Origin of the sequence: Actinomadura darangshiensis (assembly GCF_004349235.1) — a bacterium.
GTDB classification, from domain to species: domain Bacteria; phylum Actinomycetota; class Actinomycetes; order Streptosporangiales; family Streptosporangiaceae; genus Spirillospora; species Spirillospora darangshiensis.
Window position 1 is genome coordinate 40,120 of sequence record NZ_SMKY01000032.1, and the last position, 12,668, is coordinate 52,787.

Consider the following 12,668-nt stretch of genomic DNA (forward strand, 5'->3'; position numbering starts at 1 on the left):
TCATCGTGCGCGGTTCACCGCCTTCGCCGCCGCGTCCCAGTGCTCGTCGGCGACCCAGAGCCGGGCGAAGGCGCCCGCGGCCTCGTCCGCGGTCAGGCCGCCGCCGGCGACGCGCTTGATCTCGCGCGCCGCGCCGGTGGCCAGCGCCGCGGCCAGCGAGCGCCAGCCCTCCTCGAAGGAGGCGCGCGGCAGCACCCGGTCGACCAGTCCGAGCCGCTCGGCCTCGGCCGCGCCGAGCACCGTGCCCGCGCCCGCGAGCAGCAGCGCCCGGCCCCGGCCGACGAGCGCGGCGAGCCGTTCGGCGCCGCCCCAGGCCGGCATGATCGCCAGCGTCGACTGGGTGAACCCGATCGTGATGTCGGCGGCCGCCACCCGGATGTCGGCGGCCACCGCCACCTCGGCGCCGCCGCCCAGCGCGTGCCCGTTCAGCGCGGCGATCACCGGGGCGGGAAAGGCCGCGATCCGGTCGCAGACGCCGCGCATCCGCAGCGCCATCGCGGTCGCCTGCTCCTCGGTGCGGAGGGCGGCGAGCTCCTTCAGGTCGCCGCCCGAGACGAACGCGCGGTCGCCCGCGCCCCGGACCACCAGCGCCCCGGCCCCCTCGGCCGCGTCGAGGGCCTCGTCCAGCTGGTCCATGGTGGCGGGCGCGATGGCGTTGCGGGCCCGCGGGCGGTCGATGGTGACGACCGCCACCCCCCGCTCCAGTTCGAGGTCGACCATGAACGCTTCTCCCATGTGAGATTGACATTCTCAATTTTGCAAATAGCGTATGGCATCTGCGCCCGCATCGGGAAGTGGAGCCGGCACCATGCGAACGGTCCCTGAGGCACTGGTCGAGCGGTACGAGGCGGAGGGCTGGTGGACCGGGGAGACGCTCGGGGAGATGCTGGCGCGCGGGCTCGCCAAGGCGCCGGACGCGCAGTTCCGCGTGCACTCGGCGGTGCGGCCGTGGTCGGGGACGTTCCGCGACGTGGAGCGCGTCGCGCGCCGGCTGGCCGCGGGGCTGCGCCGCCGGGGCGTGGGGGCCGGCGACGTGGTGGCGTTCCAGTTGCCGAACTGGATGGAGGCGGCGGCGGTCTTCTGGGCCTCGGCGTTCCTCGGCGCGGTCGTGGTGCCGATCGTCCACTTCTACGGCCGCAAGGAGGTCGGCTTCATCCTGAAGGCCGTGCGGCCCCGCGTGTTCGTGAGCGCCGAGCGGTTCGGCCGCCTGGAGTTCCAGCCGGACCTGTGCGCGGACGTCCCGGTCGTCGGCGTGGTCGGACGCGACTTCGACGACCTGCTCGACCCCGTCCCGCTGCCGGGCGTGGCCGCGGCGGACCCCGCCGGGCAGACCCTGATCGCGTTCACCTCCGGCACGACCCGCGACCCCAAGGGCGTCGTGCACGGGCACCAGACGCTCGGCTGCGAGACGCGCCAGCTCGCCGAGCGCTACCCGCCGGATCTCGCCCGGCAGATCATCTCCGCCCCGGTGGGCCACTTCATCGGCATGCTGAACGCCTGCCTGATCCCGGTGATGCGCGGCACCCCGGTCAACCTCGCCGACGTCTGGGATCCGGGCCGGACGCTCGCGCTGATGAAGAGGGACGGCCTCACCGTGGGCGGCGGCGTGCCGTACTACATGACGAGCCTGCTGGACCATCCCGACTTCACCCCGGACCACCTCCGGCACATGCGGTTCGCCGGCCTCGGGGGAGCGGCCGTCCCGGCGGCGGTCACCACCCGGCTGGCCGGCCTCGGGATCACGGTGTACCGCTCGTACGGCAGCACCGAGCACCCGTCCATCACCGGCTCGCATTTCACCGCGCCCGCGGCGAAACGCCTGCACACCGACGGCGAGGCGCTGCGCGGGGTGGAGATCCGCCTCGCCGCGGACGGCGAGATCTTCAGCCGGGGCCCCGACCTGTGCCTCGGCTACACCGACCCGGAGCTGACGGAGCGGGCGTTCGACTCCGAGGGCTGGTACCGGACGGGCGACATCGGCGTCCTCGACGCGGACGGCTACCTGACGATCACCGAGCGCAAGTCCGACGTCATCATCCGCGGCGGCGAGAACATCAGCGCCCTCGAAGTCGAGGAGGCCCTGCTCGGCATGCCCGGCGTCGCCGAGGCGGCCGTGGTGTCGGCCCCGGACGCGCGGCTCGGCGAGCACGCGGCGGCGGTGCTGCGCCTGCGGCCCGGCCATGCGGCGCCGGCGATCGGGGAGATGCGCGCGCACCTGGAGGGGGCGGGCCTCGCCCGGCAGAAGTGGCCCGAGGAACTGCACGTCGTCGAGGACTTCCCGCGCACCCCGAGCGGCAAGGTCCGCAAGTTCCTTCTCCGCCGAGACATTGCGGCGCGCAACGAGTGAGAATATGATTCTCAATATCGACAAAGGAGGATATCGATGCCGTCGCGCGCGCTGCCCTATCCGCTGTTCGACGCCGACAACCACCTCTACGAGACCCAGGAGGCGCTGACCCGGCACCTGCCGAAGCGGTACGCGAGCGCGATCCAGTACGTGCAGGTGAACGGCCGCACCAAGATCGCCATCCGGGGCCAGATCAGCGACTACATCCCGAACCCGACCTTCGACGTCGTCGCCCGGCCGGGCGCGATGGAGGACTACTTCCGCAACGGCAACCCCGAGGGCAAGAGCAAGCGGGAGATCTTCGGGGAGCCGATGCGCTCGATCCCCGCGTTCCGGGAGCCGGGGCCGCGCCTGGAGCTGATGGACGAGCTCGGCATCCAGCGGACGCTCATGTTCCCCACCCTCGCCAGCCTGATCGAGGAGCGGATGCGCGACGACCCGGACCTGATCCACGTGGTCGTCCACTCCCTCAACCAGTGGCTCCACGAGACCTGGTCGTTCAACTACAAGGACCGCATCTTCACGACCCCCGTGATCAGCCTGCCCGTCGTGGAGAAGGCGATCGCGGAGCTCGACTGGTGCCTGGAGCGCGGCGCCAAGACCGTCCTGATCCGCCCCGCGCCCGTCCCCGGCCACCGCGGCCCGCGCTCGTTCGCGCTGCCGGAGTTCGACCCGTTCTGGAAGCGGGTCGCGGACGAGGGCGTCGTCGTCGGGATGCACTCCTCCGACAGCGGCTACAGCCGGTACGCCAACGACTGGGAGGGCCACGGCGCGGAGATGCTGCCCTTCAAGACCAACGCGTTCCGGATGCTGGCCGAATGGCGCCCGGTCACCGACGCGGTGGGCTCGATGGCCTGCCACGGACTGCTGTCCCGCTTCCCCGAGCTGAGGATCGCGGTCATCGAGAACGGCTCGTCGTGGGTGGCGCCGCTGCTGGGCCAGCTCGCCGACGTCCACAAGAAGGCCCCGGAGGCGTTCACCGAGGACCCGGTCGAGGCGGTCAAGCGCAACGTCCACGTCAGCCCGTTCTGGGAGGAGGACATGGCCGAGCTGGCCGGCCTCATCGGCGTGGACCGCGTGCTGTTCGGCTCCGACTACCCGCACCCCGAGGGCCTCGCGGACCCGGTCAGCTACGTGGACGCGCTGACCCGGCTGGACGAGGACGGGAAGGCCAAGATCATGGGCGGCAACCTGGCCCGCCTGATGTCGGTCTGACGGGCCGGTCCGGATGTGGCTGACATGAACGACGACTCCGTCCGGACCTCGTCCGGCCTGCCCCTGCGGCCCGTCTACGGACCGGAGGACGTCCGCGGGGAGCCGCCCCCTCCCGGGCGCTACCCGTTCACCCGGGGCAACTACCCCTCCGGCTACCGCGGCCGGCTCTGGACGATCCGCCAGTACTCCGGGTTCGGCACCGCCGAGGAGTCCAACCGCCGCTACCGGTACCTGCTGGACCAGGGCGGGACGGGGCTCTCGGTCGCGCTCGACCTGCCGACCCAGTGCGGCCACGACTCCGACGACCCGGAGGTCGGCGACGAGGTCGGCCGGGTGGGCGTCGCCGTCGACACCCTCGCCGACGCCGAGGTGCTGTTCGCGGGCATCCCGCTCGACCGGATCAGCACGAGCTTCACCATCAACGGGACGGCGGCGATCCTGCTGGCGTTCTACGTCGCGGCGGCGGAGAAGGCCGGGGTGCCGAGGGCGAAGCTGACCGGCACCATCCAGAACGACATCCTCAAGGAGTACGCCTCGCGCGGCACCTGGATCTGGCCGCCCGGACCGTCCCTGCGGCTGATCGCCGACACCGTCGAGTTCTGCGCGGCGCAGGTCCCGAGGTTCAACGCGATCTCGGTCGCGGGCGCGCACTTCCGCGACGCCGGCGCCAACGCCGTCCAGGAGATGGCCTTCACCCTCGCCGACGGCGTCACCTACTGCGACACCGTCGTCGAGCGCGGCCGGATGACGATCGAGGAGTTCGCGCCGCAGGTCTCGTTCTTCTTCTACACCCACGGCGACTTCTTCGAGGAGGTCGCCAAGTACCGGGCGGGGCGGCGGCGCTGGGCGACGATCGTCCGGGAGCGGTACGGCGCCACCTCGGACAGGGCGTCGATGTTCCGGTTCGGGTGCGTCGCGGGCGGCGCGTCGCTGTACGCCCCGCAGGCGCGCAACAACGCCGTCCGGGTCGCCTACGAGGCGCTGGCGTCGGTGCTCGGCGGCGTGCAGTCGATGTTCACCGCCGCGTGGGACGAGCCGTTCGCGCTGCCGAGCGAGGAGTCGGCGACGCAGGCGCTGCGCACCCAGCAGGTCCTCGCCCACGAGACCGGCGTCGCGCGCGTCGCCGACCCGCTCGGCGGCTCCTACTTCGTGGAGGCGCTCACCGACGCCACCGAGGCGCGCATCGTCGAGATCATGGACGACCTGGACCGGCACGGGGGCATGGTCCGCGCGATCGAGGACGGCTACCTGCAGGGGCTCATCGCCGACGAGGCGTACCGGCTGCAGCGCGACCTGGAGTCCGGTGAACGCCCGGTCGTCGGCGTCAACCGGTTCGCCTCGGACGAGCCGGCACCCGAGGTCGCCGGCTACGAGCTGGACGCCGCCGGACGGGACCGGCAGCTGAAGCGGCTGGCGCGGGTGAAGGCCGAACGGGACCCCGCGGCCGTGCGCGCCCGGCTCGCCGACCTTTCCCGCGCCGCGGAAGGCGACGCCAACCTGATGGGCCCACTGGTCGACTGCGCGAACGCCTACTGCACGGTCGGTGAGATGGTCGCCGCGCTCAAGGCGGTCTGGGGCGAGTTCCAGCAGCCGGTGGTGTTCTGATGCCCGCCCGGATCCTCATCGCCAAGCCCGGCCTGGACGGCCACGACCGCGGCGCGAAGGTCGTCGCCCGCGCGCTCCGCGACGTCGGCTTCGAGGTGGTGTTCACCGGCATCCGGCAGCGGGTCGAGGACATCGTCGCGATCGCCCTCCAGGAGGACGTCGCCGTCGTCGGCCTCAGCATCCTGTCCGGCGCGCACGTGGCGCTGACCGCCCGCACCGCCGAGGCCCTGCGCGCGGCCGACGCCGGCGACATCGCGGTCATCGTCGGCGGCACCATTCCCGCCGCCGACGTCCCCCGGCTCCGCGACGCGGGCGCCGCCGCGGTGTTCCCGACCGGCACGGCGCTCGACGACGTGGTCACCGGGGTGCGCGACCTGACGGCCGTCCCGCCGGCCGTGCCCGGCCCCGTGGGCGACGGCTGAACCGGCGAACTGGAGGAACCGTGCGGATCGGTGTGATGAGCGGGCCCGAGCGCGGGGACTCCGCGCGCAAGGCGAAACGGATGGTCGAGGACGCCCGGTGGGCCGAGTCGGCGGGGCTGGACACCGTCTGGGTGCCGCAGGTCCCCACCGACTTCGACGCCCTGCTGGCGGTCGCCCTGATGGGGACGGCGACGAGCCGCGTCGAGCTCGGGACCGCGGTGGTCCCGCTGCAGTCGCAGCACCCGGTCGCGCTGGCGCGGCAGGCCCTGTCCGCGCAGGCGGCCACCGGAGGGAGGCTCGCGCTCGGCGTCGGGCCGTCCCACCACTGGATCGTGCGGGACATGCTCGGGCTGCCCTACGAGCGGCCCGCCGGGTACACCCGCGACTACCTCGACGTGCTGGACGCCGCGTTCGCCGGGCCCGGCCCTGTCGAGGTGGAGAACAAGACGTTCTCGGTGCACAATCCGCTCGGGCTGGGACCGGTGGCCCCGCTGCCGGTCCTGGTCGCCGCGCTCGGCCCGGTGATGCTGAGGCTCACGGGGGAGCGGGCCGACGGCACGGTGCTGTGGATGGCCGACGAGAGGGCCGTCGGCGAGCACGTCGTCCCGCGCATCACCAGGGCCGCCGAGGAGGCCGGGCGGCCCGCGCCGCGCGTCGTCGCGGGCGTACCGGTCTGCCTGTGCCGGCCGTCGGAGGCGGACGCGGCCCGCGAGCGCGCCAACCGCATCCTCGGCGAGGCCGAGATCTCCCCGAACTACCAGCGGCTGCTGGCGTACGGCGACGCCCGGGACGTCGGCGACATCTGCGCGGCGGGCGACGCGGCGGCCATCGCGGAGCGGTTGCGCCGGTTCGCGGACGCGGGCGTCACCGACCTGTCGGTGCGGCTGCTGCCGATCGGCGCGGGCAGGGACGAACTGGTCGCCTCCAAGGAGCGGACCAAGGAGCTGCTCGCGGGACTCGCGGCGGACCTGCGATGAGCGCCGGCCCGCTCGCGGGCATCCGCGTGCTGGAGGTCGGCCACATCCTGGCCGGGCCGTACGCGACGATGATGCTCGCCGACCTCGGCGCCGAGGTCACCAAGATCGAACCGCCGGGCGGCGACCTGTCGCGGCAGGTGGGCGACTCCTACTTCGCCAGCCTCAACCGCGGCAAGCGCAGCATCCGGATCGACCTGGCGTCCGGGGCGGGCCGGGAACGGCTCGGCGAGCTGGCCGCCGGGGCGCACGCCCTGCTGGTCAACCTGAAGCCCTCGGCGATCCGCCGGTTCGGCCTCACCCACGACGCGCTGCGGCGCCACAACGAGCGGATCGTCTGCGTCGCCCTCACCGGCTTCGGGCTGGACGCGGGCGACCATCCCGCGTTCGACTACGTCGTCCAGGCCGCCACCGGGGTCGCGGCCCTCACCGGCGACCCGGCCGGGCCGCCCACGCTGCCCGGCTACTCCTCGGCGGACAACTCGGCCGGCCTGACCGCGGCCCTCGGCCTGCTCGCCCAGATCGTGTCCGGGCGCGGCGGCCAGGTGGAGGTGTCGCTGCGGGACGTGATGCTCTCCCAGCTCAACTACCGTGCGTCCGCCTACCTCAACGAGGGCACCGAGCCTCGCCGGCTGCCGTCCGGCGCGCACTCCCACTACGTCCCGGCCCAGCTCTTCGCGACCTCGGACGGGTACCTCGCGCTGTTCATCACCCACGACGGCTTCTGGAAGGCGTTCTGCGCAGAGTCCGGCGTCACGGGCTTCCCGACGATGGCCGAGCGCACGGCGCGGCGCGCGGAGGTCCTCGCCGTGGTGGCCCGTGCACTGGCCGCCGACACCGCTGCGGGCTGGGAGGCCAGGCTCCGTCCGCTGGGCATCCCGGCGGCGGCCGTGCGGACGCTCCCGGAGGCGCTGACGGCCGCGCCCGGCGCGATCGTGACGGCGGGAGGGTACCGGCTGGTGGGGAGCCCGATCCGGGTCGGGGGATACGAGCCGCGCTACGGGCCGCCGCCGCGCCTGGGAGAGCACGGGGACCTGACGTGAGCGAACGGGCCGCGCTCGCCTTCGAGGAGCGCGAGTACACGGCCGCGCGGCTGGACGCGCTCTCCGGCGGGCTCGCCGGCGTGCTGGCGCGCCGCGGGGTGCGGGCGGGCGATCGCGTCGCGCTGATGGCCTCGAACCGGCCGGAGTTCGTCGTCGCCGTCCGGGCGGCCTGGCGGCTGGGCGCGGCGGTCGTGCTGTTCAGCCCCTCCTGGAAGCGCGGCGAGGTCGAGCACGCGCTGCGGGTCACCGAGCCGGCGCACGCGGTGGGCGACCACCCGCTGCTCGCGGGGCTGATGCCGATGCTGCACCTGGACGACGGGCCGATCCGTCCCGCCGAGGCGCCCTTCCCCGGCGCGGCCTTCCCCGAGCCCGCCCCGGACGCCGACGCGCTGCTGGTGTTCAGCTCGGGGACGACCGGCCTGCCGAAGGCGGTCCGGCACACGCACGCCTCGTTCCGCGCCGCCGTCCGGAACTGGCGGGCGACGCTGGAGCTGACCGCGCGCGACCGGATCCAGATCGCGACGCCGCCGTCCCACATCCTCGGCCTGCTCAACATCGAGACGGCGCTGGCGTCCGGCGCCTGGATGCGGCTGCACCGCCGCTTCGACCTGGACCTCGTCCTGCGGACCATCGAGACCGACCGGATCACCGTCGAGATGGCCGTCGCGCCGATCGCGCTGGCGATCGCGTCGCATCCGGATGTGGAGTCGTTCGACCTGTCGTCGCTGCGCTACATCATGTGGGGCGCGACGCCGGTGACGCCGCAGGTCGCCGAGACCGTCACCCGGCGGACCGGGGTCGGCTGGGTGCCCGCCTACGGGGCCAGCGAGCTGCCCGTCATCGCCTGCAACCCGGTCCGCGGCGCGCGCCTGGACAGCGTCGGACGGCCCGCGCCCGGCGTCGAGCTGCGGGTGGTGTCGCCGCGGACCGGCGAGCCGGCCGGGCCGGGGGAGACCGGCGAGATCCAGGCGCGGTCGGACTCGCTGATGGCGGGCTACCTGCCCGCCGAGGCGACCGAGGGCGCGTTCGACGGCGGCTGGTACCGGACCGGAGACGTCGGCCGCGTCGACGCCGGGGGATGGGTGACGCTCACCGGCCGCACCAAGGAAATGATCAAGGTGCGCGGGTTCCAGGTCGCGCCCGCCGAGGTCGAGGCCGTCCTGCACGGCCATCCGGACGTCGCCGACTGCGCGGTGTACGGGATCCCGGACGGCGCGGGCGGGGAGGCGGTCGTCGCGGCGGTCGCCGCCGGCGGCCCGGTCGACCCCGGCGAGCTGATCGCACTCGTCGGCGACCGGCTGGCCTCCTACAAGCGCCCGAGCGAGGTCGTGCTGGTCGAGGAGATCCCCCGGCTGCCGTCCGGCAAGGTACTGCGCCGCGTCCTCCGGGAACGCCACCTCCGTCCCGACGGTCAGTCCTCGTAGACGACGGTGATGTCCTCGGACACCGGCTCGCCCTGGCAGGTGAGGACCCAGCCTTCGGCGATCTCGTCGTCCTCCAGCGCGTTGTTGACGCGCATCTTCGCCTCGCCGTCGGTCACCTGGGCCATGCACGTGGCGCAGTTGCCCGCCTCGCAGGAGAACGGCGGCGCGAGCCCGGCCCTGCGCGCGCTCTGCAGGAGCGTCTCGCCGGCGTGCTGCGGGACCGTGTGCCGCTTGCCCGCCAGGACGATGGTGACCGTGCCCTCCTTCGCCGGGCCCGCCGGCTCCTCGCTCGCGGGGGCGAACCGCTCGATGAAGATCCGGTCGTCCTGGACGCCGAGGGACCGCAGGGCCTCCTCGACCAGGTCCATGAACGGGGCCGGGCCGCAGACGTAGAAGTCGGCGTCCCGGTCGGTGCCGGTGAAGCTCCGCACCCGGCCGCCGGTGACGAATCCGCTCTCCGCGTCCAGGTGGCGCTCGACCTCCAGACGGCCGGGATGCCGGCCGGTCAGCTCGGCGAGTTCGGCATCGAAGATGACCGAGCCGCCGTCCCGGTCGGCCGCCAGCACCCGGACCCGCCGGTCCGTGGTGGCCAGCGCGCTCTTGACCAGGGACGCGATCGGCGTGATCCCGCTGCCCCCGCAGAAGGCCACCAGCGGCGCCGCGGTCTCGCGCAGGCAGAACGCGCCGGCCGGGCGGGTGACCTCCACCAGGTCGCCCGTCGCGAGGTTGTCGAGCATCCAGTTCGAGACCAGGCCGCCCGGCACCCGCTTCACCGTCGTCCTCAGCTCGCCGTCGGTGTCCGGTGAGCTCGACATCGAGTAGCTGCGCAGGGTGCCGCAGAGCCGGAACGTCAGGAACTGCCCGGCCCGGTAGGGGAACGGCGCGTCCAGCGCATAGGTGCGGGTGTCGGGCGTCTCGTCGACGACCCGGGTGATCCGGACCCGGTGGAAGCCATGGTCGTGTGCCATACGGGTCACTTCGGCGGGAACCGCAGGGCGCCGTCGAGGCGGATGACCTCGCCGTTGAGGTAGTCGTTCTCGCAGATGTGCTGGACGAGCGCGGCGTACTCGGGGGAGCGCCCCATCCGCTTGGGGTGCGGCACCTGCGGGCTCCAGTACGCCTCAAGCTGGTCGCCGGCCTTGCCGTAGGCCGGGGTGAGGAACGTGCCGGGCGCGATCGTGACGACGCGGACGCCGAGGGGGGACAGGTCGCGGGCGGCGACGATCGTCATGCTGGCGACCCCGCCCTTGGCGGCGGCGTAGGGGATCTGCCCGATCTGGCCCTCGTAGGCGGCGATCGAGGCGGTGTTGACGATGACGCCCCGGGCCCCGTCGCCCGTGGCGGGCTCCTGCCTGCCGATCGCGGCCGCGGCCAGCCGCATCACGTTGAAGACGCCGGTCAGGTAGACCTCGATGGTCGTGCGGAATCCGGCGAGGTCCATCGGCGAGCCGTCCCTGCCGACGAGCCGCCCGCCGGCCGCCGGGCCGCCGTGCACGTCCACGGAGATCCGCAGCGGCCCCGCGGCCTCCGCCTCGGCCAGCGCGGCGCGCACGGCGTCCTCGTCGGTGGCGTCGGTCCGCACGTACCGGACGCCGAGCTCGTCCTCCAGCGCCTTGCCCTTCTCGTCGGCGAGGTCGGCGACGACCACCTTCGCTCCTGCCGCGTGGAGGCGGCGGACGGTGGCCTCGCCGAGCCCGCCGGCGCCGCCGGTGACGATCGCGGAGCTGCCCTCGATCTGCATCCCGTTACCCTCTCTTGCGAGTAGGAATCTTTGTAAGAGAGAATAGCATTCTCATGAACATCACCATGATCCTGGAGATGGCCGCCTCGGCCGGCGACCGGCCGGCGGTGACGGCCGGGGGCCGCTCGCTGACCGCCGCCGGCCTGCTGCGCAGCGCCCACGCCGCCGCCGAGCGGTTCCGGCGCCACCCCGCCGTCCTCTACCTGGCGGCGAACCACCTCGCCTACCCGGTCGCGCTGTTCGGCGCCGCCGTCGCGGGCGTGCCCTTCGTCCCCCTCAACTACCGGCTCGGCGGGCAGCGGCTGGACGAGCTGCGCTCCCGGCACCCCGGCGCGCTGCTGCTCCGGCCCGACGACCTCGACACCTTCGTCGATGAGACCGGGGCGGCCGCGCCGGCGGAACCGCCCGGCCAGGTCGACGGGCAGGACCGCGACGCCGTCGCGGCCCTGCTGTACACCAGCGGCACGACGGCCGCGCCCAAGGCGGCCGTCCTGCGGCACCGGCACCTGCTCGCGTACGTGCTGAACACCCTGGAGTTCGCTTCCGCAGACCCGGCGGACGCCGCGCTCGTCGCGGTCCCGCCGTACCACGTCGCCGGCCTGGCGAACCTGCTGACGAACCTCTACACCGGACGGCGGGTCGTCTACATGCCGGCGTTCGACGCGCGGCTGTGGCTGGAGACCGTCCGGGACGAGGGCATCACGCACGCCCTCGTCGTCCCGACGATGCTGGCGCGGATCGTCGCTGAGGTGCAGGGGGCCGACGCGGCGACGCCGACGCTGCGCAACCTCGCCTACGGCGGCGCGCGGACCCCCATGCCCGTCCTGGAGCGGGCGCTGCGGATCTTTCCCGGTACCGGATTCGTCAACGCCTACGGGCTGACGGAGACGGCGTCCTCCATCGCGGTCCTCGGCCCGGGCGACCACCGCAAGGCTCTCGCCGCGACCGAGCCCGAGGTCCGGGCGCGGCTCGGGTCGGTGGGCCGCGCCCTGCCCGGCGTCGAATTCCAGATCCGCTCCGACGACGGCGATCCTTTGGGGGCGGGACGGACCGGGCTCGTGTTCGTGCGCGGCGAGCAGATCTCCGGCGAGTACGGGGACAAGAGCGCCCTGGACGCCGACGGCTGGTTCGCCACCCGCGACCGTGGCCGCCTCGACGCCGACGGTTACCTCTTCATCGAGGGGCGCGCAGACGACACCATCATCCGGGGCGGCGAGAACATCGCCCCCGCCGAGATCGAGGACGTCCTGCTGGCCCATCCGGGAGTCGAAGAGGCCGCGGTGCTGGGCGTGCCCGACTCCGAGTGGGGGCAGCGCCTTGTCGCCGTCGTCGTCGGTGAGGGCGACCCGCAGGAGATCAGGAGCTGGGTTCGGCAGCGGCTGCGCTCCGCCCAGACCCCCGACGAGATCGTCTTCCGCGCCGAACTGCCGAAGACCGAGACCGGGAAGCTGCTGCGCCGCGTCCTGGTGGCCGAGATGGACACAACGCTGGAGGACACCCGTGCCTGAAGCCGTCATCACCTCCGCCCTGCGCACCCCGGTCGGCACCGCCTTCAAGGGGACCCTGCGCGACACCGACGCCTACGACCTGGCGCACCACGTGGTCGCCGCGGCCGCGTCCGGCCTCGACCCCGACCGGATCGACGACGTGATCCTCGGCGAGGGCCTCTACGGCGGGGGCGTCGTGGCGCGCCACGCCGCGGTCACCGCCGGTCTGTCCTCGGTCGCCGGGCAGGCCTGCAACCGGCACTGCGCCGCCGGCCAGGCCGCCGTCCAGGACGCCGCCGCGAGCGTCCGCGCGGGCATGGACGAACTCGTCATCGCGGGAGGCGTCAACTCGGCCTCCACCTCGCCGAAGTCGAGCTTCCGGGTCGGCGGGGAATGGGTCGAGCCGTGGC

Annotated in this window: 12 protein-coding genes; 9 read left to right on the forward strand and 3 right to left on the reverse strand. The window is 73.7% G+C overall.

Annotated features, from left to right (window positions below):
• Positions 1 to 735 carry an enoyl-CoA hydratase/isomerase family protein gene (locus E1293_RS10265; protein ID WP_207938770.1) on the reverse strand — a complete coding sequence of 245 codons (735 nt, stop codon included), beginning with the start codon at positions 733 to 735 and terminating at the stop codon, positions 1 to 3.
• A 73-nt stretch (positions 736 to 808) separates the two neighbouring features.
• Here E1293_RS10265 and E1293_RS10270 point away from each other — a divergent pair, with 73 nt between their 5' ends.
• From E1293_RS10270 to E1293_RS10300, 7 genes are read left to right on the forward strand one after another with little or no spacing between them, the layout of a single operon-like run.
• Positions 809 to 2,347 (forward strand): AMP-binding protein, encoded by a 1,539-nt coding sequence (locus E1293_RS10270; protein ID WP_132196303.1) that lies wholly within the window; start codon positions 809 to 811, stop codon positions 2,345 to 2,347.
• Between the two features lie 36 nt (positions 2,348 to 2,383).
• On the forward strand, positions 2,384 to 3,562 hold the full coding sequence (locus tag E1293_RS10275) for an amidohydrolase family protein (RefSeq protein WP_132196305.1): 1,179 nt from the start codon (positions 2,384 to 2,386) through the stop codon (positions 3,560 to 3,562).
• 24 nt (positions 3,563 to 3,586) lie between these two features.
• The gene (locus E1293_RS10280) at positions 3,587 to 5,167 is read left to right on the forward strand and encodes a methylmalonyl-CoA mutase family protein (RefSeq protein WP_132196307.1); all 1,581 of its coding nucleotides are present in this window, start codon (positions 3,587 to 3,589) and stop codon (positions 5,165 to 5,167) included.
• Complete coding sequence (locus E1293_RS10285) at positions 5,167 to 5,589, forward strand: cobalamin-dependent protein (protein WP_132196309.1); 423 nt, start codon at positions 5,167 to 5,169, stop codon at positions 5,587 to 5,589. The genes E1293_RS10280 and E1293_RS10285 overlap by 1 nt, the downstream gene beginning before the upstream one ends.
• Positions 5,590 to 5,609: 20 nt before the next feature.
• Positions 5,610 to 6,566 (forward strand): TIGR03564 family F420-dependent LLM class oxidoreductase, encoded by a 957-nt coding sequence (locus E1293_RS10290; protein WP_132196311.1) that lies wholly within the window; start codon positions 5,610 to 5,612, stop codon positions 6,564 to 6,566.
• Entirely contained in the window at positions 6,563 to 7,606 is a 1,044-nt protein-coding gene (locus E1293_RS10295; RefSeq protein ID WP_132196313.1) for a CaiB/BaiF CoA transferase family protein, read from the forward strand. The genes E1293_RS10290 and E1293_RS10295 overlap by 4 nt, the downstream gene beginning before the upstream one ends.
• The gene (locus E1293_RS10300; protein ID WP_132196315.1) at positions 7,603 to 9,030 is read left to right on the forward strand and encodes a class I adenylate-forming enzyme family protein; all 1,428 of its coding nucleotides are present in this window, start codon (positions 7,603 to 7,605) and stop codon (positions 9,028 to 9,030) included. The genes E1293_RS10295 and E1293_RS10300 overlap by 4 nt, the downstream gene beginning before the upstream one ends.
• Here E1293_RS10300 and E1293_RS10305 read toward each other — a convergent pair.
• Together E1293_RS10305 and E1293_RS10310 are read right to left on the reverse strand one after the other, a co-directional pair.
• A complete protein-coding gene (locus E1293_RS10305; protein ID WP_132196317.1) occupies positions 9,018 to 9,998 on the reverse strand; it encodes a ferredoxin--NADP reductase in 981 nt (326 codons plus the stop codon). The two genes, E1293_RS10300 and E1293_RS10305, sit on opposite strands and share 13 nt — an antisense overlap.
• A gap of 5 nt (positions 9,999 to 10,003) precedes the next feature.
• Positions 10,004 to 10,771, reverse strand: coding sequence for an SDR family NAD(P)-dependent oxidoreductase (locus E1293_RS10310; protein ID WP_132196319.1), 768 nt, complete (start codon positions 10,769 to 10,771; stop codon positions 10,004 to 10,006).
• Positions 10,772 to 10,824: 53 nt separating this feature from the next.
• On the opposite strand from E1293_RS10310, the gene E1293_RS10315 reads away from it, so the two are divergent.
• Positions 10,825 to 12,279, forward strand: coding sequence for a class I adenylate-forming enzyme family protein (locus E1293_RS10315; protein ID WP_165978161.1), 1,455 nt, complete (start codon positions 10,825 to 10,827; stop codon positions 12,277 to 12,279).
• Positions 12,272 to 12,668: thiolase family protein (locus E1293_RS10320; RefSeq protein ID WP_481726004.1), on the forward strand; the 397-nt coding region annotated here is incomplete at its 3' end. The genes E1293_RS10315 and E1293_RS10320, both read left to right, overlap by 8 nt.

What these genes read in the sequence shown, in the direction of transcription:
- E1293_RS10280 (WP_132196307.1), top strand. Translation starts at nt 3,587, where the DNA reads ATGAACGACGACTCCGTCCGGACCTCGTCCGGCCTGCCCCTGCGGCCC.
- E1293_RS10305 (WP_132196317.1), bottom strand. Translation starts at nt 9,998, where the DNA reads ATGGCACACGACCATGGCTTCCACCGGGTCCGGATCACCCGGGTCGTC.
- E1293_RS10275 (WP_132196305.1), top strand. Translation starts at nt 2,384, where the DNA reads ATGCCGTCGCGCGCGCTGCCCTATCCGCTGTTCGACGCCGACAACCAC.
- E1293_RS10265 (WP_207938770.1), bottom strand. Translation starts at nt 735, where the DNA reads ATGGGAGAAGCGTTCATGGTCGACCTCGAACTGGAGCGGGGGGTGGCG.
- E1293_RS10315 (WP_165978161.1), top strand. Translation starts at nt 10,825, where the DNA reads ATGAACATCACCATGATCCTGGAGATGGCCGCCTCGGCCGGCGACCGG.
- E1293_RS10295 (WP_132196313.1), top strand. Translation starts at nt 6,563, where the DNA reads ATGAGCGCCGGCCCGCTCGCGGGCATCCGCGTGCTGGAGGTCGGCCAC.
- E1293_RS10270 (WP_132196303.1), top strand. Translation starts at nt 809, where the DNA reads ATGCGAACGGTCCCTGAGGCACTGGTCGAGCGGTACGAGGCGGAGGGC.
- E1293_RS10285 (WP_132196309.1), top strand. Translation starts at nt 5,167, where the DNA reads ATGCCCGCCCGGATCCTCATCGCCAAGCCCGGCCTGGACGGCCACGAC.
- E1293_RS10310 (WP_132196319.1), bottom strand. Translation starts at nt 10,771, where the DNA reads ATGCAGATCGAGGGCAGCTCCGCGATCGTCACCGGCGGCGCCGGCGGG.